This window comes from Geodermatophilus sp. SYSU D00697, assembly GCF_054050175.1.
In genome coordinates this window covers 86,662-110,038 of record NZ_JBJGYV010000010.1, presented here as the reverse complement: position 1 = coordinate 110,038, position 23,377 = coordinate 86,662, and the positions used below count along the sequence as shown (strand labels likewise).

Below are 23,377 nucleotides of genomic sequence, written 5' to 3'. Positions count from 1 at the left end.
CCCCGCCGCTCGCAGGCTCGCAGCCCGCCCCTGCGCGGCGCCGGGGCCCGGCACGGGGCCGCCAGGCGCACGTACTGTTCAGGTGTGGGCGGGCGGCGCGGCAGACGGGCGGGAGCCGCGGCAGGCACCGCCGTGCTGACGCTGGTCCTGGCCGCGTGCGGCAGTGGCGGCTACGAGCCGTCCGGCCCGTTCCGGCCGCTGCCCGAGGGCCCGCCGCCGCAGGTGGGGCCGCCGACCGAGTCGTCCCAGCCGCCCGCCCCCGGCGATCCCGCCGAGCCGAACTCCGGCGAGGAGGGCGGCGACCCCAACGTCGTCGCCTCAGGCCTGACCGTGCCCACCGGCCTGGTCGTGCTGCCCGACGGCAGCGCGATCGTCGGCGAGCGCGAGACCGGCCGGCTGCTGCAGGTCTTCCCGGACCGCTCCCCCGCCGAGGAGCTGATGACCGTCGGCGGCATCGACACCGCCGGGGACGGCGGGCTGCTCGGGCTGGCGCTGTCCCCCACCTTCGCCGAGGACGGCCTGCTCTACGCCTACGTGTCCACCGCGACCGACAACCGCGTGGTGCGCTTCCCGATCGGCGGCACGCCCAACCCCGTGCTCACCGGGATCCCGCGCGGCGAGACACACAACGGCGGCGGGCTGCTCTTCGGCCTCGACGGCACGCTGTACGTGGGCACCGGCGACACCGGCAACGCGGGCCTGGCCCAGGACCCCGCCTCGCTGGCCGGCAAGGTGCTGCACGTCGACGTCTTCGGCCAGCCGGTGGGCGGGGACGGCCCGGTGTTCAGCCAGGGCCACCGCGACGTCACGGCGCTGTGCCTCGGCGGGGACGAGACGGTCTTCGCCACCGACGACGCGGCGGACGGCGCGGACGAGCTCAACGCGCTCATCGACGGCGGCGACTACGGCTCGCCGGAGGACCGGCCGGACAGCCTCGGCCCCGTCGCCGACGTCCCGGCCGTGGAGGGCGGCCTGGGCGGCTGCGCCGTCTCCGGCCGCACCGTGTTCCTCGGCGCCCTCGACGGTCGGCGGGTGCACGCGGTCCAGCTCGACGCGACCGGGGTCGCCGTCGAGGAACCCACCGCGTTCCTGACCGACCGCTACGGCCGGCTGCGGACCGTCGTCCTCGACGCCGAGGGCGCGCTGTGGATCACCACGTCCAACCGCGACGGCATCGGCACCCCGGCCGAGGACGACGACAAGGTGCTGCGGATCCTCCCGCCGGGTGGCTCCTCCGACTCCCCGTTGTGAGCCCTCGTGCCCGAGCGGCCCGCGAGGGGTCCGCTCGGGCACGAGGGCCGGGGCTGCACGCAGCGGGGGCGGCACCTGGCCGCGGTGTCAGAGCACGCGCTCCTCGAGCATGCGCTTCACCGTCGCCGCGTCGGCCTTGCCGCGCGTGGCCTTCATGACCGCCCCCACGAGCGCGCCGAGCGCCTGCACCTTGCCGCCCTGCACCTTGGCGACGACGTCCGGCGCCCCGGCGATCGCGGCCTCGACCGCGGCCACGAGCTCGTCGGACTCCCCCAGGACCGCCAGGCCGCGGGCCTCGACGACCTGCTCCGGGTCGCCCTCCCCGGCCAGCACGCCGTCGAGCGCCTGGCGGGCCAGCTGGTCGTTGACCGTGCCGGCGGCGACCAGCGCGGTGAGCTCGGCGACCTGTCGCGGGGTGACCGCGAGCTCGGACAGCTCGACCCCGGCGTCGTTGGCCCGGCGGGCCAGCTCACCCAGCCACCACTTCCGGGCGTCGGCCGGGGTGGCGCCGGCCGCGACGGTGGCGTCGACCAGGTCGACGGCACCCGCGTTGGCGATCCAGGCCATCTCGGTGGCCGACAGGCCCCACTCCTCCTGGAGGCGGGTGCGGCGCGCGGCGGGGAGCTCGGGCAGCTCGGCGGCGAGCTTCTCCACCCACTCGGCGTCCGGCGCGACCGGGACGAGGTCGGGCTCGGGGAAGTACCGGTAGTCGGTGGCCTCCTCCTTGCTGCGCCCGGGCGAGGTGGTGCCGGTGTCCTCGTGGAAGTGCCGGGTCTCCTGCAGCACCCGCCCGCCGGCGTCGAGGACGGCGGCCTGGCGGCGCATCTCGTAGCGCACCGCGCGCTCCACGCTGCGCAGCGAGTTGACGTTCTTGGTCTCGGTGCGGGTGCCCCACTCGAGGCTCCCGCTGGGCGCCAGCGACGTGTTCACGTCGCAGCGCAGGCTGCCCTGCTCCATCCGGACGTCGGAGGCGCCGAGGGTCTGGATGATGTCGCGCAGCTCGGTGACGTAGGCGCGGGCCACCTCGGGGGCCTTGGCGCCCGCGCCCGGGATGGGCCGGGTGACGATCTCGACCAGCGGGATGCCGGCGCGGTTGAAGTCGACCAGCGAGTAGTCGGCCCCGTGGATGCGGCCGGTGGCGCCACCCACGTGCAGGTTCTTGCCGGTGTCCTCCTCGAGGTGCACCCGCTCGATCTCCACGCGGTGGGTCTCGCCGTCCACCTCGACGTCGAGGTGCCCGGCGGTGCACAGCGGCTCGTCGTACTGGCTGGTCTGGAAGCCCTTGGGGATGTCCGGGTAGAAGTAGTTCTTCCGGGCGAAGCGGCACCAGGACGCGATCCGGCAGCCCAGGGCCAGCCCGATGCGGATGGTCGCCTCGATGGCGGCCGCGTTGGCCACCGGCAACGAGCCGGGCAGGCCGAGGCAGACCGGGCAGGTGTGGGTGTTGGGCGGGGCACCGAAGGTGGTCGCGCAGCCGCAGAACATCTTCGACGCGGTGCCCAGCTCGACGTGGGTCTCCAGGCCGATGACCGGCTCGTAGCGGGTGAGGACCTCGTCGTAGTCGACGAGGGCCTCGCCGGTCCGGGTGGTGGTCATGAGGGGTTGCCCTCCTTCGGGCCGGTACGGCCGGAGAACCAGGCTCCGGCGGCGGTCAGCAGGCCCAGGACGATGAAGACGGCGAAGAAGACCTCGCCGGTCGCGATCCAGCCGACCAGACCCACGACGACGACGAACGCGGTGAGGGCCCAGGCGGCCTTGAGCGGCCCGTTCACGCGCGGACCCCCTGCGTCGCCGTCCGCCGGGACAGCTCGTCGAGCAGCCGGTGCCCACGGGCGGAGTCCAGCGCGGCCTCCACGGCGGCGGCGACCCGGTAGCACCGGTCGTCGGCCAGCGCGGGGGCCATCACCTGGAAGCCGACCGGCAGCCCGTCGGAGAGCCCGCACGGGACCGAGATCGCCGGCAGCCCGGCGAGGCTGGCCGGCAGGGTGCACAGGTCGGCGGCGTACATCGCCAGCGGGTCGTCGACCCGGGCGCCGATCGGCCACGCCACCGTCGGGCTGGTCGGGCTCACCAGGACGTCGACGTCGGCGAAGGCGGCGGTGAAGTCGCGGGTGATCAGCGTCCGGACCTTCTGCGCCTGGCCGTAGTAGGCGTCGTAGTAGCCGGCCGAGAGCGCGTAGGTGCCGAGGATGATGCGGCGCTTCACCTCCGCGCCGAAGCCCTGCTCGCGGGTCAGGGACATGACCTCGTCGAGGGAGTGGCTGCCGTCGTCGCCGACCCGCAGCCCGAAGCGCATGCCCTCGAAGCGGGCCAGGTTGGACGACGCCTCGCTCGGGGCGATCAGGTAGTACGCGGGCAGCGCGAGGTCGAACGACGGGCACGAGACCTCACGGACCTCCGCACCCATGCCCTCCAGCAGCGCGACCGTCTGCCGCACCCGGTCCAGGACACCGGGCTCGTAGCCGTCGGTGTGCCCATCGCCGCCGAGCTCGCGGACGACGCCCACGCGCAGACCGGCCAGCTCGCCGCGCGCGCCCTCCTGGGCGGCCTTCACCAGGACCGGCACGGGGGCGTCGATGCTGGTGGAGTCACGCGGGTCGTGCCCGCCGATCGCCTCGTGCAGGACGGCGGCGTCGAGGACGGTGCGCGCCATCGGCCCGGCCTGGTCGAGGCTGGACGAGAAGGCGATGAGCCCGTACCGCGAGACCGAGCCGTAGGTGGGCTTGTGCCCGACCAGCCCGGTGACCGCGGCCGGCTGGCGGATGGAGCCGCCGGTGTCGGTACCGAGCGCCCACGGGGCCAGGCCACCGGCGACCGCCGCCGACGACCCGCCCGAGGACCCGCCGGGGATGCGGTCGGGGTCCCACGGGTTGCGGGTCGGCCGGTAGGCGGAGTTCTCGGTGGACGAGCCCATCGCGAACTCGTCCATGTTGGTCTTGCCCAGCAGCACCGTGCCGGCGTCCTTGAGCCGCTTGGCCACGGTGGCGTCGTAGGGCGGCCGCCAGCCCTCGAGGATCCTCGAGCCGCTGGTGGTGGGCACGCCCTCGGTGACGAAGACGTCCTTGAGCGCGACGGGCAGGCCGGCCAGCGGGCCGAGCTCCTCCCCCGCGGCGCGGGCGGCGTCGACCTCGCCGGCGCGGGCCAGCGCGGCCTCGGCGTCGACGTGCAGGTAGGCGCCGATGGCGTCGTCCTCGGCGGCGATCCGGTCGAGGTAGGCGCGGGTCAGCTCGGCCGAGCTGACCTCGCCGGCGGCCAGCCTGCGGCCGAGCTCGGTGGCGTCGAGGTCGGTCAGCTCCACGCTCACTCCTCCTCCCCGAGGATCTGCGGCACCCGGAAGCGGTCGTCCTCCGCGGCCGGGGCCTGGGAGAGGACGACGTCGCGCGGCAGGCTCGGGGTGACGACGTCGGGCCGCGTGACGTTGGTGAGGGGCACCGCGTGCGTCATCGGGGGCACGTCCTCGACGTCGGCCTTGCCGACCTGCGCCACCGCGTCGAGCACCGCGCTCAGCTGACCGGCGAAGTGGTCGAGCTCCTCGTCGCTCAGGGCCAGCCGGGACAGCCGCGCCAGGTGGGCGACGTCGTCCCGCCCGAGGCCGGCGGTGTCCGGCGCCGGGCCGGCGGCGTCCCGCGCGGCGGCGGTTTCCTTCGGGGAGGGGGTGCTCATGCTCTGGCGGAACTCCACTTCGGCGGGGCCTCCGCGGCCCCGCTGGGGACCGGGATCCAACCCCGCCACTGTACGTGGGCCTCTAGCGCGACCAGCCGGCGCGGAGGTCTCCCGACGGTCGGCCGGGGGGCCTCTCGACCGCCGGCCGCCCCATGCGGGAAGCTGACGGCGCCCGCGATCGACGGAGATCGGCCCGTACCCCGCGCCCCGGAGGAACCGTGTCCTATCTCCTGCGGCTGGTCGTCCCCGACCGTCCCGGCATCCTCGGTGCCGTGGCCACCGCGCTCGGCACGGCCGGGATCGACATCGTGTCGGTCGACGTGCTGGAACGGGGTGGCGGCGTCGCCGTGGACGACGTCGTGGTCGACCTGCCCGCCGATCGGCTCCCCGACAGCCTGATCACCGCCGCGCACTCCGTGGACGGCGTGCAGGTCGAGTCGCTGCGGCCCTTCGCCGGGCCGCTGGACACCCACCGCGAGCTCGAACTGCTCGAGTCGCTGGCCCGCGCCGCCACCGATCCCCCACCCACCCTCGCGGTGAAGCTGCTCGCCGCCGAACTGCCCCGCGTGTTCCACAGCGGCTGGGCCGCGGTGCTGCAGGCCGAGTCCGAGGGGACGCCGTGCGAGGTGCTGGCCGCCTCCGATGCCGCGCCGACCTTCGACGGGATGACGATGCCGTGGCTGCCCCTGGCCGCGCCGCGGCTGCTGCCGAGCGATGACGACTGGCTGCCGGAGCGGTGGCGGGAGATGGCGATCGAGATGATGGCCGCCCCCTTCGGTGGCCCGGGGACGGCGGTGGTGCTGGGCCGGTCCGGCGGACCGGCCTACCGGCGGTCGGAGCTGCTGCGCCTGGTCCACCTCACCGGCATCGCCGCGAGCGTGGCCCACCTCCCTCCGGCCTGAAGGAGGGCCCTCCTGCCCCCCGCCACTCGCAGGCTCGCGGCGGGCCCCTGCAGGAGGGCCGTCGGTGAGGACACCGCCGCTCGGCCGGCGGTCAGGGTCCGGCGGGCTCGCTGCCGTCGCCGATCGTGGCCACCGCGCGGGCGGCGTCCGGCCCCTCCTCGAGCAGCACCCGGAAGCCGTCGTCGTCCAGGATCGTCGCCTTGACCTGCACGGCCTTGTCGTACTTGCTGCCCGGGTCGGCGCCCACGACGACGAAGCCGGTCTTCTTGCTCACCGAGCCGGTGACCTTGCCGCCGCGCTCCTGGATCGCCGCGATCGCCTGGTCGCGGCTGTGGTCACGCAGCGAGCCGGTGACGACGACGGTGACCCCGGTGAGCGGGCCCGGTCCGGCGTCCTCGCCCTCGTCGGCCATCCGCACCCCGGCCGCCCGCCACTTCTCCACGACCTCGCGGTGCCAGTCGACGGCGAACCAGTCCCGCACCGACCTCGCGATCGTGGGGCCCACCCCGTCGGCGGCCGCGAGCTCCTCCTCGGAGGCCTCGGCGATCCGGTCCAGCGAGCGGAAGTCGCGGGCGAGCGCCTGGGCCGCGGTCGGGCCGACGTGCCGGATCGAGAGCGCGACGAGGACCCGCCACAGCGGGACGTCCTTGCGGGTCTGCAGGTTGGCCAGCAGCTTGCGTCCGTTCGCCGACAGTGCGCCGTCCTTCTTGGTGAAGAACGCCGTGCGGCACAGCGCCTCCTCGTCGAGGGAGAAGATGTCGCCCTCGTCCTGCAGCAGGGAGCTCTCCAGCAGCGCGACCGCCGCCTCGTAGCCGAGCACCTCGATGTCGAAGGCGCCGCGCCCGGCGACGTGGAACACCCGCTCCCGCAGCTGCGCCGGGCAGGACCGGGCGTTCGGGCAGCGGATGTCGGCGTCCCCCTCCTTCTCCGGCCGCAGCTCCGTGCCGCACTCCGGGCAGTGCGTCGGCATGACGAACTCGCGCTCCTCGCCGGTGCGCGCGGCCGCCACCGGCCCCAGCACCTCGGGGATCACGTCGCCGGCCTTGCGGATGACGACGGTGTCCCCGATCAGCACGCCCTTGCGCTTGACCTCGCTGGCGTTGTGCAGCGTGGCCAGCTGCACGGTCGAGCCGGCCACCTTCACCGGCTCCATGAACGCGAACGGGGTCACCCGGCCGGTCCGGCCGACGTTGACGCGGATGTCGAGGAGCTTGGTGGTCGCCTCCTCCGGCGGGTACTTGAAGGCGATCGCCCAGCGGGGCGCGCGGGAGGTGGAGCCGAGCCGGCGCTGCAGCGCGATCTGGTCGACCTTGACGACGACGCCGTCGATCTCGTGCTCCACCGAGTGCCGCTGCTCGCGGTAGCGCTCGATGAAGGCCCACACGCCCTCGAGGTCGTCGACCACCGCGTAGCGGCTGCTCACCGGCAGGCCGAGCTCCCGCAGCCGCTCGTAGGCGGCCGACTGGAGCTCCGGGGTGAAGCCGTCCCGCGCGCCCAGCCCGTGCACGACCAGCCGCAGCGGCCGGGAGGCGGTGATGCGCGGGTCCTTCTGCCGCAGTGACCCGGCCGCGGCGTTGCGCGGGTTGGCGAAGGGCGCCTTGCCGGCCTCGACCATCCCCGCGTTGACGTCGGCGAAGGCTGCGACCGGGAAGTAGATCTCCCCGCGGACCTCGAGCAGCGCGGGCACGTCGTCGCCGGTCAGCTGCTGCGGGACGTCGTCCATCGTCCGCACGTTGGCCGTGACGTCCTCGCCGGTGACGCCGTCGCCCCGGGTGGCCGCCCGCACCAGCCGGCCACGCTCGTAGACCAGCGCCACCGCGACGCCGTCCACCTTGAGCTCGCACAGGTACGTGGCGACGCCGCCCACCTCCCGCTCCACGCGGGCGGCCCAGCCGGAGAGCTCGTCGCTGCTGAAGACGTTGTCCAGGCTCTGCATCCGCTCCAGGTGCGCGACCGGGGCGAAGGTGGCCGTGAAGCCGCCGTTGACCTTCTGGCTCGGTGAGTCCGGGGTGACCAGGGCCGGGTGCTGGGCCTCGATGCCCTTGAGCTCACCCATGAGCTCGTCGTACCGGGCGTCGCTGACCAGCGGCGCGTCCTGCACGTAGTAGGCGAAGGCGTACCGGTCGAGCTCCTCGGAGAGGTCCCGGTGGCGGGTGCGCGCCTCGTCGGGGACCTCGGTGAGGTCCTCCCGCTCGGTGGCGGCAGCCACCTCGGGCGCGTCGACCGACGACTCGTCCAGCTCGGCTTCGGTGGTCACGGCCGAACCGTATCCGGAGCCTGGGACAGCGAACCGGTCGTTCCCCCAGGCGTGTGCGTCACTCCGGCTGCAGGTACCGCGCCGCCTCGCGGACGTGGGTCATCGCCTCCCGCGCGTAGCCTGGGGTCGCGCCGGCCAGGCCGCAGGAGGGCGTGAGGGTGACGGCCGTGTGCAGCTGCTCGGCGGGGAAGCCGAGCTCGTTCCACCAGGCCTGCACCCGGGAGGCGGTCGCCTTCGGCGCCGGCAGGGTCGCGTCGGTGCCCGGGACGACGCCGGGCAGCAGGTGGGTGCCCGCGTCGACGGCGGTGCCGACGGCGTCCAGGTCCTGCACCAGCCCGAGGTCGAAGGACAGCGCCGCGGCACCGGCGGCCCGGAGCAGCTCCAGCGGGGCGCGGTTCGCACAGCAGTGCAGCACGACGGGCACCGGCAACGCCGCGACCACGGCAGCCAGCTCCTGCTCGACCACCGGGGCCGGGACGGCGGGCAGTCTGCCGAAGCCGCTCACGGTGGGCAGCGCCCCCTGCAGCACGGCGGGCACCGAGGGCTCGTCGAGCTGCACGACGATGCGGGCCCGCGGCACCCGGGCGGCGACAGCGGCCACGTGGGCGGCCAGCCCCTCGGCCAGTGACTGGCCGAGGTCCCGGCGCGCACCCGGGTCGACGACGGCCCGGTCGCCCCGGGTGCGTTCCAGCGCGGCGGCGAGCGTCCACGGCCCGGCCGCCTGCAGCTTGACCGGCCCGTCGTGGCCCTCGGCGACGTCGTGGAGGGCGTCGAGGTCGCGCGCCAGGAACTCCTGCGCCCGGCGCAGGTCGATGCCCGGACGCGGGACCAGCCGCCAGCCGGCCGGCGTCAGCTCGACGGCGAGGTCGACCAACAGCGCCGCGGTGCGCCCCACCATGTCGGCACCGGCGCCGCGGCCGGGCAGCTCCGGCAGGTGCGGGAACTCCGGCAGCTCACCGGTGACGATCCGCACCGCCTCGGCGGGGTCGGTGAGGGGCAGGGAGCCGACGCCGGTGGCCGGGCCCCACGTGGTCGGGGTCGCGGCGGCGTCGTCCGCTGTCGGGTCGCTGGGCGAGACGGGGTCGATCGGCGAGGCCACGACGGCGACGCTAGTCGCGCGGCCCCGGCCCAGGGGCCCCGGCCTCAGGCGGCGACGGGCCGCCCGGTGGCGACGACGGCGCCCTGGCCGAGCACGAGGTCGCCCCGCTCGGCGTCGGGCGCGTACAGCACGGCGGACTGTCCCGGCGCGACGCCCCGCTGCTCGGCGTCCAGCCGCAGCCGGAGGCCCCCGTCCTCGGCCGCGGTCACCTCGCAGGGCACCGGCGTCCCGTGGGCGCGCAGCTGCACCTCGGCCCGGAGGGGCAGTTCCGGCGCCGGACCGGTCCAGGACGGCGCCCCCGTGCGCACCTCGGTCACGCCGGCGAGGTCGGCGGTGCCGATGGTGACCGTGCGGCTCACCGGCTCGATGCCGAGCACGTACCGCGGCCGGGAGTCCCCGACGGCCACGCCGAGCCCCCGCCGCTGGCCGATGGTGAAGCCGTGGGTGCCGGCGTGCTCCCCCACCGTGGCGCCGGTGGCCGCGTCCACGACCGGCCCGGGCCGCTCCCCCAGCCGGCGGGCGAGGAAGCCGCGGGTGTCGCCGTCGGGGATGAAGCAGATGTCGTGCGAGTCGGCCTTGGTCGCGACGGCGAAGCCGCGCTCGGCGGCGATCTCCCGCACCCGCTGCTTGGTCATCGACCCGAGCGGGAACAGCGCCCCGGCCAGCTGGCCGGCCGTGAGGACGGCGAGCACGTAGGACTGGTCCTTGCCGGCGTCCACCGACCGCCGCAGCTGCCCGTCGGCCAGCCGCGCGTGGTGGCCGGTCACGACGGCGTCGAAGCCCAGCGCCCGCGCCCGGTCGAGCACCGCGGCGAACTTGATCTTCTCGTTGCAGCGCAGGCAGGGGTTGGGGGTCCGGCCGGCCGCGTACTCGGCGACGAAGTCCTCGACGACGTCCTCGGTGAACCGCTCGGCGAGGTCCCAGACGTAGAACGGGATGCCCAGCTCGTCGGCGACCCGGCGGGCGTCGTGCGCGTCCTCCACGCTGCAGCAGCCGCGGGCGCCGCTGCGCAGGGTCTGCCGGTCCGGCGACAGCGCCAGGTGGACGCCGGTGACGTCGTGCCCGGCGTCCACGGCCAGGGCCGCGGCGACCGCCGAGTCCACGCCCCCGCTCATCGCGGCGAGGACCCTCACGACCGGACCCGTCCGGCTCCGCGGTCGCTCCGCTCCTCGCTCGACGACATCGGTCGCCTCCGCGCTCGCTGCGCTCCTCGCTCGCTGGCGCTCGCTGCGATGCCCACTCGCTGTCGGCTCCGTGAGCTCGCCGCGAGGCCCACTCCCTGCCGCCTCACCGACGCCCCATCCCCGCCCGGCGCGCCCGCTCCACCACCGGCTCGATCACCTCGAGAACGGCGTCGACGTCGGCGTCGGTGGACGTCGTGCCGAAGGAGAACCGCAGCGAGCTGCGCGCCCGGTCGGGGTCGGCGCCCACGGCGAGCAGCACGTGGCTGGGCCGGGCCACGCCGGCGCTGCACGCCGACCCGGTCGAGCACTCCACCCCGCGGGCGTCGAGCAGCATGAGCAGCGCGTCGCCCTCCGCTCCGCGGAACGACAGGTGGGCGTTGCCCGGCAGCCGCCCCGGCCCCCCGGCGACGACGTCGTCGAGCGGAGCGCCGTTGAGCTGCACGTCGGGCACCTGTGCCATCACCCCGGCCACCAGCCGGTCGCGCAGCGCGGCCATCCGCGCGGTCCGCTCCACGCGGGTGCCGACGGCGGTGGTCGTGGCCACCTGCAGCCCGACGATGGCGGCGACGTCGAGGGTCCCTGAGCGCACGTCGCGCTCCTGGCCCCCGCCGTGCAGCAGCGGCGTGCACTCGGCGTCGCGGCGCAGCAGCAGCACGCCGGCGCCCATCGGCCCGCCCAGCTTGTGCCCGGTCATGGTCAGGGCGTCGACCCCGCTGGCGGTGAAGTCGACCGGCACCTGCCCGACGGCCTGCACGGCGTCGGTGTGCAGTGGCACGTCCACCGCGTGGGCGACCTCGGCGAGCGCGGCCAGGTCGCTCACGGTGCCGATCTCGTTGTTGGCCCACATGACGCTGGCCAGCGCCACGTCCTCCCCGTCGCCGAGCGCCGCGGCCAGCGCCTCCGGGGTCACCCGGCCGGTGGGCTCGACCGGCAGCCAGGTGATGTCGGCGGCGTCGTGCTTGGCCAGCCACTCGACGCTGTCGAGGACGGCGTGGTGCTCCGCGGGGCTCACCACGATCCGGCGGCGGCGGGAGTCGGCGTCGCGGCGCGCCCAGAACAGGCCCTTGACGGCCAGGTTGTCGCTCTCGGTGCCGCCGCCGGTGAAGAGCACCTCCGACGGCCGGGCGCCCAGGGCGTCCGCCAGCCGCTCGCGGGACTGCTCGGCGGCGCGGCGTGCGGCGCGGCCGCTGGCGTGCAGCGAGGAGGCGTTGCCCACGCGGCCGAGCTGCTCGGTCATCGCAGCCAGCACCTCGGGCAGCACCGGCGTGGTCGCCGCGTGGTCGAGGTAGGTCATGACGCAGCCAATGTAGTCGCGGGCGCGGGAGTGCCCGCCCCGGCCGGGGCGGCCGCCCGCGGGGCCACGACGGCGCCGAGCACGGCCAGCCCGGCGAGCAGCGCCGCGGCGAGGGCCACGGCGCCCGGCAGCGGCAGCAGCGCGGCGGTGGCCGCGGCGACCAGGACCCCCACCACCCCGACGCAGAGGGCCGATCCGGTGACGTCGGCGATCTGGAAGGCCGCCGAGTCCGCGCCCCGGCGGTGCTCCGGCGACGCGGCGAGCAGCAGCACGCCGACGGTGGGCATCCCCAGGCCCATGCCGAACCCGGCCACGGCCCAGGTCAGGTAGGCCGGCCACCCGCCGACCCCGGGGACGGCGACCAGCGCGCTGCCGCCGACGCCCAGGGCCAGGAGCACGAAGCCGGTCCGCAGCAGCCGGGCCCGGGACACCGCGGGACGGCGGCCCTGCAGCTGGGACGCGGTCGCCCAGCCCACCGCGCCGGCGGTGAGCGGGAGGCCGGCGGCGGTGGGGCTGGCGCCGTGCAGCTGGGTCAGCGCCAGGGGCAGGAGCACGTCCATGCCGAAGAACGCCCCGGCCAGCAGCCCGCGGGCGCCGACGACGGCCGGGAGCCCCGCCCGGGCGCGGACGACGCCGGCCGGCAGCAGCCGCCGCAGCCCCAGGGCGAGCGCGACCAGACCCGCGCCGGCCAGCGCCACCGCGGCGAGGTCCAGCCGCTGGCCGGCCACCTGCAGCGCGCCGATCCCGATCCCGGCGAGCCCGGCCCACGCCGTCCGGGCACGCCCGCCGGGACCGCCGGGGTCCGCCGGCGCCGCGAGGTCGCGCAGCGCCGGGAGCACCAGCAGCAGGCTGACCGCGGCCAGCGGGAGCAGCCCGAGGAACACCGCGCGCCAGCTGACGTGGGTGGTGACCAGCCCGGCGACCAGCGGCCCCACCAGCGCGGGGAGCACCCAGGCCGCGGAGATCGCGCCGAACAGGCGGGGCCGCAGCGCGGCGTCGTAGGCCTGCCCCGCGACGACGTAGAGGGAGACGGCGATCAGCCCGCCGCCCAGGCCCTGGACGGCCCGCGCGGCCACGAGCAGGCCCATGCCACCGGCCAGCCCGGCGGCCAGCAGGCCGGTGCCGAAGACGGCGACACCGGCCACCAGCGCCGCCCGGGGGCCGCGCCGGTCGCCGAGGTCGCCGCCCACGACCATCCCGACGACCGAGGCCACCAGGTAGGCGCTGAAGGGCCAGCCGTACCAGGCCAGCCCGTCGAGCTCGGCGACCACCGTCGGCATCGCCGTCCCCACGGCCATGGCCTCGAAGGCGACGAGGGTGACCAGCAGGAGCAACCCGGAGGTCGGCAGCCGGTGCCGCCGGTCGAAGATCCCGCCCCCCGGCGCCTGCACGTCCACCTCCCCGCCAACCGTTCCGCGCGGCGACGGCTTCCCGACACGCACCGAGCGCCGGCCCCGTCGGACGGGACCGGCGCTGGGCCTGGCCTCGCTGCAGGGGCCCGCGCCGAGCGTCAGCGAGGCGTGGGGGCAGCGAGGTCCTCCTACTTGCGGGCGGTGATCAGCTCGGTGGCCTGCGGGACGACGGTGTTGAGGTCGCCCACGACGCCGAAGTCGGCCAGCTCGAAGATCGGGGCCTCGGGGTCCTTGTTGACCGCGACGATCGTCTTCGAGGTCTGCATGCCGGCCCGGTGCTGGATCGCGCCGGAGATGCCGACGGCGATGTACAGCTGCGGGGAGACGGTCTTGCCGGTCTGCCCCACCTGGAAGGTGTGCGGGTAGAAGCCGGAGTCCACCGCCGCGCGCGAGGCGCCGACGGCCGCGCCGAGGGAGTCGGCGAGGGCCTCGATGATCGAGAAGTTCTCCGCCGAGGCGACGCCGCGGCCGCCGGAGACGACGATCGAGGCCTCGGTCAGCTCCGGGCGCGAGGACTTCTGCTCGACCACGCGGTCGACCACGCGGGTGGCCTTGGCGGCCTCGGAGACGGTGACGGCCACCTGCTCCTCGGCCGCGGCGGCCGGGGCCGGCTCGGGGGTGACCGAGTTGCCGCGCACGGTGTAGATCGGCGTCCCGGTGGTGACCTTCGAGTGCACGATCGTCGCGCCGGCGAAGGCCACCTGGGTGGCGGTGCCGTCGGGGGCGATGTCGGTGACGTCGGTGAGGAAGCCCGAGCCGGTCTTGACCGCCAGCCGCGCGGCGACCTCCTTGCCCTCCTGGGAGGAGGGGATGACCACGGCGGCCGGCGACGCGGAGGACACCAGCTGCGCGAGCACCTCGGCCTTGGGCGCGACGAGGAACTCGTCGACCTCCGGGGACTCGGCGACGTAGACCTTCGCCGCGCCGTACTCTGCCAGCTGCTCGCGGGCGGCGGCCGCCGAGCCGGGCGCGCCGACGACGACGGCTGCGGGCTCGCCGAGCGCGCGGGCGACGGTCAGCGCCTCCAGCGTGGTCTTGCGGACGCCGTCGCCGGTCGGGTTGAGCTCGACGAGGACCAGGACCTCAGCCATGGGGGTTGCCTCTCTCCTTCGTTTCGGTCCGGGTCAGACGATCTTCTGGCCGGCGAGGAAGTCGACCAGCTTCTGGGCGCCGTCGCCCTCGTCGGCGACCTTGACCCCGGCGCCCTTGGGCGGCCGGCCGGCGAAGTCGAGGACCTGGCTGGTGGCGGTGGCCAGGCCGACGGCCGAGGGGTCCAGGCCCAGGTCGGCCAGCGACTTCTTCTCCACCGGCTTCTTCTTCGCGGCCATGATCCCCTTGAAGGAGGGGTAGCGCGGCTCGTTGATGGTGTCCCAGGTGGACACGATCGCCGGCAGCGGCGCCTCCAACGCCCAGTAGCCGCCGTCGGTCTGCCGCTCCACCTTCGCCACACCGCCCTCGACGGTGAGCTTGCGGGCGCCCGACAGCTGTGGGATGCCCAGCCGCTCGGCCAGCAGCGCCGGCATCACCGACATCTGGCCGTCGGTGGACTCCGCGCCGCACAGCACGATGTCGTAGGACAGCTGGGACAGCGCCGCGGCCAGGACCGCGGACGTCTGCACCGCGCAGGAGCCGTGGATGGCGTCGTCGGTGACGTGCACGGCCTTGTCCGCGCCCATCGACAGCGCCTTGCGGATCGCGTCGGCGGCCGAGTCCGGCCCGACGGTCAGGACCGTGACCTCGCCACCGTGGGCCTCCTTGAGCTGGAGCGCCTCCTCGATCGCGTACTCGTCGATCTCGTTGACGACGTTGTCCGCGCTCCCCCGGGCGACGGTGTTGTCCGCCGCGTCCAGGGTGCGCTCGCTCCCGGAATCGGGGACCTGCTTGACCAGAACGACGATGTCCATCGCCAGACCCACCTCCGCGCTGGGGTCGGTGTCGCGGGTCGACGCCCGCCTGCTCGATACTGGAGGTTACCGCCGAGTAACGGGGCCGCCCGCCCGGGTCCGGGTGAGCCCGGTCACGCCCGCCGCGGACTACGCGCGGGGCTCCGCCGGCGCGACGAGGACCGGGCGCTGCGCGGGGGTCACGGTCACCGCGGTGCCCGGCACCAGGGCGGCGCTGTCGGCACTGGCGACGTCCACGGCCACCTCGACGTCGCCGGGCAGCGCGACTGCCAGGCGGGTCACCGCGCCCGAGAAGGTGCGCGTGACCACCCGCCCGGCGCCGTCCGGGTCGGCCGCGACCGCGAGCGACTCGGGCCGCACGAGGGCGACCACCGGACCGGCCGGCGGCACCGGCCCGGCGACGGGGCGGCGGACGCCGAGCAGCGCCACCTCGGAGCCGGCCCGCTCGGCGGGCAGCCGGTTCATCGTGCCGACGAACTCCGCGACGAACGCCGTCGCCGGGCGCTCGTAGAGGTCGTCGGGCGAGGCCACCTGCTCCAGCCGGCCCTGGCGCAGCACGCCGACCCGGTCGGCCACCGAGAGCGCCTCGGCCTGGTCGTGCGTGACGAAGACGGTGGTGATGCCCAGCTCCAGCTGGATCCGGCGGATCTCCTCCCGCAACTGCACCCGGACCTGGGCGTCCAGCGCCGACAGCGGCTCGTCGAGGAGCAGCACCTGGGGGGCGACGGCGAGCGCGCGGGCGAGGGCGACGCGCTGCTGCTGGCCGCCGGAGAGCTGGTGCGGGTAGTGGCGGCCGCGGTCGGCGAGACCGACCACCTCGAGCAGCTCCGCGGCCCGCCGGCGCTGCTCGGCCTTCCCCTGGCGGCGGACCCGCAGCCCGAACGCCACGTTGTCGGCGACGGTCAGGTTCGGGAACAGGCTGTAGGCCTGGAACACCATCCCCATGTCCCGCTTGCTGGCCGGCACGTCGGTGACGTCCCGCCCGTCGAGCAGCACCCGCCCGGCGTCGGGGCGCTCGAAGCCGGCGATGGCCCGCAGCGCCGTCGTCTTGCCGCAACCGGAGGGACCGAGCAGGGCCAGCAGCTCGCCGCCGGCGATGTCGAGGTCGAGCCCGTCGAGGGCCAGCACGGAGCCGTAGCGCCGGCTGACGCCGGCCAGCCGGACGGCGACCCCCGGGCGCTCCCGGAGGTCGGCCGGCGCCGCGGCGACCCGGGCGGCGGGCAGCGGGGTGGTGGTCATGCGGACTCCTTCCCCGCCCGCCGGCGGTCCAGCGCGGAGATCAGCAGCAACAGCAGCCAGGTGAGGACGAGGGACAGCACCGAGACGGCCACCGACAGCTGCGGCCGCGACCCGGAGATCTCCAGGATCCAGGTCGGGAAGGTCCGGAACCCGAGGATCTGGGCGATCGTGAACTCCCCCAGCACCAGGGCCAGGGTCAGGAACGACGCGTTGAGCACCGACGTCCGCAACAGCGGCAGCACCACCGAGACCAGCACCCGCGGCCAGGAGGCCCCCAGGTTGCGCGCGGCCTCGGTCAGGGTGCGCAGGTCGGTGCCCCGCAGGCCGGCGTCCAGGGCGCGGTAGACGAACGGCAGCGCCAGGACGACGTAGACGAGGACCAGGATCCACGGCAGCTCCGGGCGCTGGAGGGCGAAGAACGCCTCGGCCAGCGGGGTGCCGAAGAAGTGGTCGGGGGCCCAGGCCAGCACGCTGCGGACGCCGACGACCAGGGCGATCGGCGGCAGCACCAGCGGCAGCAGGGTCAACAGCTCCACCGTCGTCCGCAGCCGCGGCAGGCGCAGCTCGACCAGGACGACGGTCGGCACCATGAGCAGCAGCGACAGCAGCACCGTGAGGACGGCGATGGTCAGCGACCGCCCGAAGGTCTCGGCGAACCCCTCCGCGGTCGGGATGGTCGTGTAGTTCTCGGCGGTCAGGCCGCCGGTGCCGCGGTCCCGGATGGTGAACCACACCGACGCCCCGATCGGCACGAGGAAGTACAGGCCGGCCAGCGCCAGCACGGCCCAGCGCCAGGCCCCGGCGCCGCGGCGACCCGGCCGGACCGGGGTCTCGGGGGCGACGCTCCCGGCCCCGGCGATCCCCGAGGTCGACAGCGTCGTCACGACAGCCACCGCTGGGTGCGCCGCTGAACCCAGGCGTAGAAGGCCATGACCACGCCGATGAGCGCCACCATGCCCAGGGCCAGGGCCTTGCCGAGGTTCTCCGACCCGACGACCACGTCGCTGGACAGCGCGTCGGCGATCTGCAGGGTCACCAGCGGGATGCTGCTGCCCACCAGCGCCCGGGCGGTGGCGTAGGCCGCGAACGCCGAGGCGAACAGCAACATGGTGGCGCCGATGACCGGCGGGGCGAGCACCGGGCCACCGACGTACCGCCAGTACTGCCAGCCGCTCGCGCCGAGGTTGTCCGCCGCCTCGCGCCACTGCGGGCGCAGCGCCTCCAGCGCCGGCGTGATGGTGAGGACCATCAGCGGGACGAGGAAGTACAGGTACACCAGCGCGAGGCCGGCCATCGAGTACAGCGAGAAGCCCGACCACCCGAGGGTGTCGGTGAGCAACGCGGTGACCACGCCGGCGTTGCCGATGGTGGCGATGAAGGCGAACGCCAGCGGGATGCCGCCGAAGTTGGCCAGCACGCCCGACGCGGTCAGCACCAGCCGGCGCAGCAACCGGCCGCGCCGCGCGCGCAGCACGGCGACGGCCAGGGCCAGTCCCAGGGCGGCGCCCAGGACGGCGGTGACCACCGACAGCTGCAGGCTGCCGACGTAGGCCCGCCGGTAGGCGCCCTCGGTGATCGTGCCGAGGTTGGCCGCCGACCAGCTCTCCTCGAAGGTGACCGGGTCGGTCACCCGGAACGCCTCGACCGCCAGGACCGCGACCGGCAGCACGAGGAAGACCGCGACGTAGAGGAAGAACGGCACGGCACCGAGCCAGGTCAGCAGCCGGCCCCGGCCGCGACCGCGCACACGCGCAGGGTCCGGGGCGGCGACCGCGGGGTCGCCGTCCCGGACCGGGGTGCTCGCCGTGGTGCTCAGCCGGAGATCTCCGCGTTCCACCGCTGGCCGACCGCCTGCTGGGCGGCGGTCTCCTGCTCCTGGGTCGGGAAGTCCGCGGTGCCCTCGACCGGCGGCAGGGCCGCCAGCGCGTCGGCGTCGGCCGTGCCCGCCTCCTGCATCGCCGGCAGCCGCACCGGCCGCGCGCCGCCGTTGAGCCAGAGGTTCTGCCCCTGGTCGCTGTAGAGGAACTCCTGCCAGAGCCGCGCGGCGGCCGGGTGCGGCGCGAACTTGCTGATCGCCTGGCTGTAGTAGCCACCGAAGAGCCCGTCGCTCGGGACGGCGACCTGCCACTCGGCGCCCTGGTCGGCGAGGTCGTCGGTCAGCGCGGCGTTGTTGTAGTCCCAGTCGATGGAGATGGGCGTCTCGCCGCTGAGGATGGTCGCCGGGGTGATCTCCACCGGGTTGAAGTTGCCGACGTCCTTCACCTGGCGGAAGAAGTCGATGCCGGGACCGATGTCGTCGAGGCTGCCGCCGTTGGCGAGCGACGCCGCCCAGACCCCGGCGAAGGCCGCCGCCGCCTGGGTCGGGTTGCCGTTGAGCGCCACCTGGCCGGCGTACCGCGGGTCCAGCAGCTCGGCGAACGTGGCCGGGCACTGGTCGATGACCGAGGCGTTGCAGCCGATGGAGACGTAGCCGCCGTAGTCGTTGTACCAGTGGCCCTCGGGGTCCTTCTGGTCCTCGGGGATCTCGTCCCAGGTCTGCACCTTATAGGGCGCGAGCAGGTCCTGGGCCTGGGCCTGGCGGGCGAAGGTGGTCCCCAGGTCGAGGACGTCGGGGGCGCGGTCCTGCCCGCGCTGGCTGGTCACCGCGTTGAGCTCGTCCTGGCTCGAGCCGTCGGGCAGGGCGCTGTTGACGGTGATGCCGTACTCCTCCTCGAAGGTGGAGATCACCTCGCCGTAGTTGGCCCAGTCCGGCGGCAGCGCGATGACGTTGAGCTCCCCCTCGGCCTGCGCGGCCGCCACCAGGGCGTCGAGGTCCCCGAAGTCGGCCAGCGAGGTCGCGCTCGCCGCCTCACCGCCCGAGCCCCCGCCGCCGGAGCCGTCGTCCCCGCCGCCGCAGGCGGTCAGGGCCAGCGCCGCGGTGGCCAGCGCCGCCGCCGTCCGCACGGTGGGGCGTCTGCTCAGGGTCCTGCGCTGCACGTGTCTCCTCCAGGGGATGGGTCCGCGGCACCCGGTCGGGTGTCGGCGGGCGGGTTGCCGGGATGGTCGCAGAACCGAGGCGTCCGGAACGGGTCGCGCACGCCGACGGCAGGTGACGTCCCCGGGAACGGCTGGTGCGGTCAGCGCCCGCTGAACGTGGCCTTGCCCGGCCCGTTCTCGAGGAACGAGCGCATCCCGGACTTCTGGTCCTCGGTGTCGAACAGCCCGGCGAACAGCTCGGTCTCCAGCGCGAGCCCCCGCTCCAGCGGCACGTCGAGCCCCTCCTCGATGGCCCGCTTGGCCGCCGCGAGCGCGAGCGGCGGGCCGGCGGCGAACTTGCGCGCCATCGCGACCGCCGTGTCGTAGACCTCGGCGTCGGGGACGACGGCATCGGCCAGCCCCATCTCCAGGGCCTCCTCCGCGCCGACGTGCCGGCCGGTGAAGACCAGGTCCTTGGCCTTGGCCGGCCCGACCAGGCGGGCCAGCCGCTGCGTCCCACCCGCGCCGGGGATGACGCCCAGCAGGATCTCGGGCTGGCCGACCTTGGCAGCGGCGCCCATCACCCGGAAGTCCGCGCACAGCGCCAGCTCGTACCCGCCGCCGAGGGCGTAGCCGGTGATGGCGGCGATGACCGGCTTCGGGATGTGCTGCACCGCGGTGAAGGAGTGGGTGAGCTCCCGGCCCCAGGCGACCATGCCGGCGCCGTCCAGCTGCGACATCGCCTTGATGTCGGCCCCGGCGGCGAAGACCCGCTCCCCGCCGTAGAGGACCACCGCGCGGACGTCCTCGCGCTGCCCTGCCTCCAGGGCCGCGGCGCGCACCTCCATGTGCAGCTGCTCGTCGATCGCGTTCATCTTCGGCCGGTCGAGGCGGATGGTCCCCACCCCGTCGGCCACCTGCAGGGTCACGAACTCCGGCGCTGCCATGGCGGCCCTCCACCGAGCTGGGACGACGTCGTCGCCGCACCCTAGCCATGGGCGGGGACCCGCCGCCCGCCCACCCCGCCGTCAGCCGCCGCGCGCGGCCGGCAGGTGCTGCAGGCGCATGTTCTCCGGGACCGACCCGTTGGGCCGCACGAGCACCTCCGGCTCCCCCCGGACAGCGGCCAGCGCGTCGACCAGGTCCCCGCACCGCTCGGGGGAGGGCACGGAGAAGCCGCGGCCGGTCACCACCCAGATCGATGCTCCGCCGGCGCGGTCGAGGACGTCCGCGGCGACGGTCGCCGACGGGGTCCCGGTGACCCGGTCGACGTAGTCGGTCCAGTCGACCCGGTCGGCCGGGGCCAGGTCCGGGTAGACGACCAGGTCCAGCCCGCGTTCCGGCGGCAGGAGCCGGTCGACCGACGGGCCGAGCTGGTCCGGGCAGAAGACGACCACGTCCCCGGGCCGGGCGTCGGCCAGGGCGCGGGCCACCTGCCCGGCCTGCGTCCGGGGGTCGGTGAGCTGCGGCAGCGCCGTGCCCAGGCCGAGGGCGGCCACCAGGGCGAGCCCGACCAGCCGGGCGCGGACGGTGGGCAGGGCGACCAGGCCGAGTGCCGCCAGCGCCAGGAAGGGAACGACGGCCACGCTGGTGTACCGGCCGTGCACCGCGGTGCTGGAGACCCAGCTGACCAGCCCGGCGAGGACGAGGGTGCCGATCGAGAGGGCCAGCAGGGCGGCGCGTGCCGGCTGCAGGCGCAGCGACAGCAGCACCGTGGCGTCCCCGGGGCTGCGCGCCGTCCGGACGGCGAGGGCCCCGAGCGCGACCAGCAGCACCAGCGCCGTCCCGAGGACGTGGGCGGGGACCGCGAAGCCGCCGCGCCAGGCCTCCAGCGCGATCGGCAGGGCGGCCAGGCCCGGCGGCTGGGCCCACGGCGTGCCGGTGTGGGCCATCTGGAACAGCAGCGAGGGCAGCCACGGGAGGTACAGCAGGCCGCCCACGGCGAGGCCCGCCAGCACCCGGAGCACGGTGCGCCGTCGCGCGCGCAGCCCGGCGAGGGCGAGCAGCCCGGTCACGGCGACCAGGTGGAAGGCCCAGACGTGGGTGAGCAGCAGGGCGCCGGTCACCGCGCCCAGAGCGAGCACCGGCCAGGGACCCGGGCGGCGGACGACGGTGTGCACCGCGAGGCCGCCCAGCACCGCCAGGAGCACCAGCAGCGCGTACATCCGGGTCTCCGTCGCGTACCGGATGACGAACGGCGAGGTGGCCAGCAGGACGACCAGCGCGACGGCCACGCGGCGGCCGGCCATCCGCCGCGCCACGGAGCAGGCCACCAGCAGGGTGAGCACGCTGATGAGCGCCGAGAGGCCCCGGACCGCGGCCGCGCCCTGGCCGAAGAGCCCGATCCAGCCGTGCAGCAGCAGGTAGTACAGCGGGGGCGCGCCGTCCACGCGCAGCGCGGCGAACAGCTCCGGCAGCGGCAGGCGCGCGATCGCGACGCTCTGCGCCTCGTCCAGCCACAGGTCCGGCGGGGCGACGAACCGCGCCACGACACCGGCCGCGACGGCGGCCCCCACGAGGACGGCCAGCAACGCCGGGAGCACCGGCGTGCGCGACCGCTCCCCCGGCCGGGGCCCCGCGGCCGGCCGCGGCCGCGCCCCCGGCCGCGGCTCGTGCCGGTCGCGCGCCCCGGCCTCCGGCGCGGCGGCCGACGGCCCTGCGGCCCCCGGGCTAGGCGGCACGCGGGCGGCGGCGGGGCAGGACCGGGGCCTCCCGGCCGGTCCCTGCCCGCACGCTCCGCTCGCCGGCGGACGACTCCGACGCCGCGCCACCCTCGTGGTAGTCCTCCTCGACGTTGACCGCCCACACGTCGTGCGCGGTCCCGTCGGTGATGTTCTCGACGGTGAGCATCGCCGTCACCATCGAGTGGTCCTGGTTGTTGTACTTGTGCATGCCGTTGCGGCCGACCGGGTGGACGTTGGGCACCGCCTCCGCCAGCCAGGCGCGGATGACGTCGACCCGCTCGTCGTAGCCCGCGTCGTAGACGGGGTAGGCCTTGGGCATCCGCACGACGAAGCCGCGCTCCACCCGGTCGCCGTCCACCAGGCCGAGCGCGACCAGCTCACGGGTCGCCAGCTCGACCAGCGAGTCGTCGTCGCTCTCCCAGAGGTCGTCGCCCTCGTCGACGAAGTACTCCAGCCCCAGGCAGGTCCGCCCGTCCTTGACGAGGAACGGGGACCAGCTGCCGAAGTTCTGGATCCGGCCGACCCGGACCTCGGGCGAGTGGATGTAGATCCAGTTGTCGGGGAAGCCGGCCTCCTGGGGCACGACCAGGGCGACGGTGAGGAAGTCCCGGTGGGACAGCCCCTCGGCGGCCTCCCTGACGTGCGGCGGCGCCGGCGGGTCCATCGCGAGGACCAGCTCAGGCAGCGGCATGGAGGAGATCACGTGGTCGGCCGGGATGCGCCGGTCGGCCTCGGCGGGGTGCGGGCCGGGCCCGTCCGAGCGGGTCGTGACCGCCACCGCGCCGGTCTCGTCGCGGTGCACGGTGGTGCAGCGGGCGCCGAAGTGCACCAGGCCCCCGGCCTCCTGCACCTTCTCCAGCGTCCGCTCCCACATCAGCCCCGGGCCGGTCCGCGGGTACTGGAAGCGGTCGATGAGCGTGGTGATCTGCGGCCCCGAGTGGGGGCGCAGCGCGTGCACCACCGCCCGCCACAGGTCGAGGTCCTTGATCCGCTGCGCGGCCCAGTCCGCCTGGATCTCGGTGGCCGGGATGCCCCACACCTTCTCGGTGTAGGTCTTGAAGAAGATGCCGTACAGCCGCCGCCCGAAGCGCGCGGTCACCCAGCCCTCGAAGTGGCTCTGGTCCCGCGGGGGCCGCAGCCGCGCGGCCACGTAGGACGCCAGGCAGCGGACGGCCTCCACCGGGCCGAGGCCGCGCAGGGCGTTGAGCGGCCGCAGCGGGTAGTCGAACAGCCGGCCGGCGTAGTGGATGCGCGACAGCCGGGGCCGGGAGAGGAACTCGTCGTCCTCGAGCATCTCGTGCCACCACCGCTCGACGGCCGGCACCTTCGTGAAGAAGCGGTGGCCGCCGATGTCGAAGCGCCAGCCGTCCCGCTCCACGGTGCGGCTGATGCCCCCCACGACGGTGTCCGCCTCGAGCACGGTCACCGGCAGGCCGCGGCTGGTGAGCTCGTGGGCGGCGGTGAGGCCGGCCGGCCCCGCTCCGACGACGACGGTGTGTGGTCCGGTTCCCGCCTGTGGTCCGCGCACGCGTC

At 75.4% G+C, this 23,377-nt stretch carries 20 protein-coding genes; 2 read left to right on the top strand and 18 right to left on the bottom strand.

Annotation, left to right across the window (positions count from 1 at the left end; genetic code table 11):
- Positions 1-132: 132 nt before the first annotated feature.
- Complete coding sequence (locus ACI79C_RS11075) at positions 133-1,251, top strand: PQQ-dependent sugar dehydrogenase (protein ID WP_456945705.1); 1,119 nt, start codon at positions 133-135, stop codon at positions 1,249-1,251.
- A gap of 87 nt (positions 1,252-1,338) precedes the next feature.
- On the opposite strand, the gene gatB is transcribed toward ACI79C_RS11075, so the two are convergent.
- From gatB to gatC, 4 genes are read right to left on the bottom strand one after another with little or no spacing between them, the layout of a single operon-like run.
- Positions 1,339-2,847, bottom strand: coding sequence for an Asp-tRNA(Asn)/Glu-tRNA(Gln) amidotransferase subunit GatB (gene gatB, locus ACI79C_RS11070; RefSeq protein WP_456945704.1), 1,509 nt, complete (start codon positions 2,845-2,847; stop codon positions 1,339-1,341).
- Positions 2,844-3,023 (bottom strand): hypothetical protein, encoded by a 180-nt coding sequence (locus ACI79C_RS11065; RefSeq protein WP_456945703.1) that lies wholly within the window; start codon positions 3,021-3,023, stop codon positions 2,844-2,846. Before ACI79C_RS11065 ends, gatB begins: the two co-directional genes overlap by 4 nt.
- Positions 3,020-4,549 (bottom strand): Asp-tRNA(Asn)/Glu-tRNA(Gln) amidotransferase subunit GatA, encoded by a 1,530-nt coding sequence (gene gatA / locus ACI79C_RS11060; protein ID WP_456945702.1) that lies wholly within the window; start codon positions 4,547-4,549, stop codon positions 3,020-3,022. Before gatA ends, ACI79C_RS11065 begins: the two co-directional genes overlap by 4 nt.
- 2 nt (positions 4,550-4,551) lie before the next feature.
- On the bottom strand, positions 4,552-4,914 hold the full coding sequence (gatC, locus tag ACI79C_RS11055; RefSeq protein WP_456945701.1) for an Asp-tRNA(Asn)/Glu-tRNA(Gln) amidotransferase subunit GatC: 363 nt from the start codon (positions 4,912-4,914) through the stop codon (positions 4,552-4,554).
- Between the two features lie 218 nt (positions 4,915-5,132).
- Between gatC and ACI79C_RS11050 the strand changes: the two genes are divergently transcribed.
- Positions 5,133-5,816, top strand: a complete 684-nt coding sequence (locus tag ACI79C_RS11050) for an ACT domain-containing protein (RefSeq protein WP_456945700.1) — start codon at positions 5,133-5,135, stop codon at positions 5,814-5,816.
- 91 nt (positions 5,817-5,907) lie between these two features.
- Here the strand turns inward: ACI79C_RS11050 and ligA are convergent, their stop codons facing one another.
- From ligA to ACI79C_RS10980, 14 genes are all read right to left on the bottom strand, one after another.
- Positions 5,908-8,073: an NAD-dependent DNA ligase LigA gene (gene ligA / locus ACI79C_RS11045; RefSeq protein ID WP_456945699.1), complete on the bottom strand. Its 2,166-nt coding sequence runs from the start codon at positions 8,071-8,073 to the stop codon at positions 5,908-5,910.
- A gap of 58 nt (positions 8,074-8,131) precedes the next feature.
- Positions 8,132-9,172: a methionine synthase gene (locus ACI79C_RS11040; protein WP_456945698.1), complete on the bottom strand. Its 1,041-nt coding sequence runs from the start codon at positions 9,170-9,172 to the stop codon at positions 8,132-8,134.
- Between the two features lie 44 nt (positions 9,173-9,216).
- A complete protein-coding gene (gene mnmA, locus ACI79C_RS11035; RefSeq protein ID WP_456945697.1) occupies positions 9,217-10,305 on the bottom strand; it encodes a tRNA 2-thiouridine(34) synthase MnmA in 1,089 nt (362 codons plus the stop codon).
- 154 nt (positions 10,306-10,459) lie between these two features.
- A complete protein-coding gene (locus ACI79C_RS11030) occupies positions 10,460-11,650 on the bottom strand; it encodes a cysteine desulfurase family protein (protein ID WP_456945696.1) in 1,191 nt (396 codons plus the stop codon).
- A complete protein-coding gene (locus ACI79C_RS11025; RefSeq protein ID WP_456945695.1) occupies positions 11,647-13,041 on the bottom strand; it encodes an MFS transporter in 1,395 nt (464 codons plus the stop codon). Before ACI79C_RS11025 ends, ACI79C_RS11030 begins: the two co-directional genes overlap by 4 nt.
- A gap of 149 nt (positions 13,042-13,190) precedes the next feature.
- Positions 13,191-14,153, bottom strand: coding sequence for an electron transfer flavoprotein subunit alpha/FixB family protein (locus tag ACI79C_RS11020; protein ID WP_456945694.1), 963 nt, complete (start codon positions 14,151-14,153; stop codon positions 13,191-13,193).
- 33 nt (positions 14,154-14,186) lie between these two features.
- Positions 14,187-14,966: an electron transfer flavoprotein subunit beta/FixA family protein gene (locus ACI79C_RS11015; RefSeq protein ID WP_456945693.1), complete on the bottom strand. Its 780-nt coding sequence runs from the start codon at positions 14,964-14,966 to the stop codon at positions 14,187-14,189.
- A 129-nt stretch (positions 14,967-15,095) separates the two neighbouring features.
- Complete coding sequence (locus ACI79C_RS11010) at positions 15,096-16,205, bottom strand: ABC transporter ATP-binding protein (RefSeq protein WP_456945692.1); 1,110 nt, start codon at positions 16,203-16,205, stop codon at positions 15,096-15,098.
- Complete coding sequence (locus ACI79C_RS11005; protein WP_456945691.1) at positions 16,202-17,089, bottom strand: ABC transporter permease subunit; 888 nt, start codon at positions 17,087-17,089, stop codon at positions 16,202-16,204. The genes ACI79C_RS11010 and ACI79C_RS11005 overlap by 4 nt, the downstream gene beginning before the upstream one ends.
- On the bottom strand, positions 17,086-17,952 hold the full coding sequence (locus ACI79C_RS11000) for an ABC transporter permease (protein ID WP_456945690.1): 867 nt from the start codon (positions 17,950-17,952) through the stop codon (positions 17,086-17,088). The genes ACI79C_RS11005 and ACI79C_RS11000 overlap by 4 nt, the downstream gene beginning before the upstream one ends.
- A gap of 65 nt (positions 17,953-18,017) precedes the next feature.
- The gene (locus ACI79C_RS10995) at positions 18,018-19,181 is read right to left on the bottom strand and encodes an extracellular solute-binding protein (protein ID WP_456945689.1); all 1,164 of its coding nucleotides are present in this window, start codon (positions 19,179-19,181) and stop codon (positions 18,018-18,020) included.
- Between the two features lie 140 nt (positions 19,182-19,321).
- The gene (locus ACI79C_RS10990; RefSeq protein WP_456945688.1) at positions 19,322-20,107 is read right to left on the bottom strand and encodes an enoyl-CoA hydratase/isomerase family protein; all 786 of its coding nucleotides are present in this window, start codon (positions 20,105-20,107) and stop codon (positions 19,322-19,324) included.
- Positions 20,108-20,188: 81 nt separating this feature from the next.
- Positions 20,189-21,703, bottom strand: a complete 1,515-nt coding sequence (locus ACI79C_RS10985) for a glycosyltransferase family 39 protein (protein ID WP_456945687.1) — start codon at positions 21,701-21,703, stop codon at positions 20,189-20,191.
- A gap of 127 nt (positions 21,704-21,830) precedes the next feature.
- The gene (locus ACI79C_RS10980) at positions 21,831-23,372 is read right to left on the bottom strand and encodes an NAD(P)/FAD-dependent oxidoreductase (protein ID WP_456945686.1); all 1,542 of its coding nucleotides are present in this window, start codon (positions 23,370-23,372) and stop codon (positions 21,831-21,833) included.
- Between the last annotated feature and the right edge of the window lie 5 nt (positions 23,373-23,377).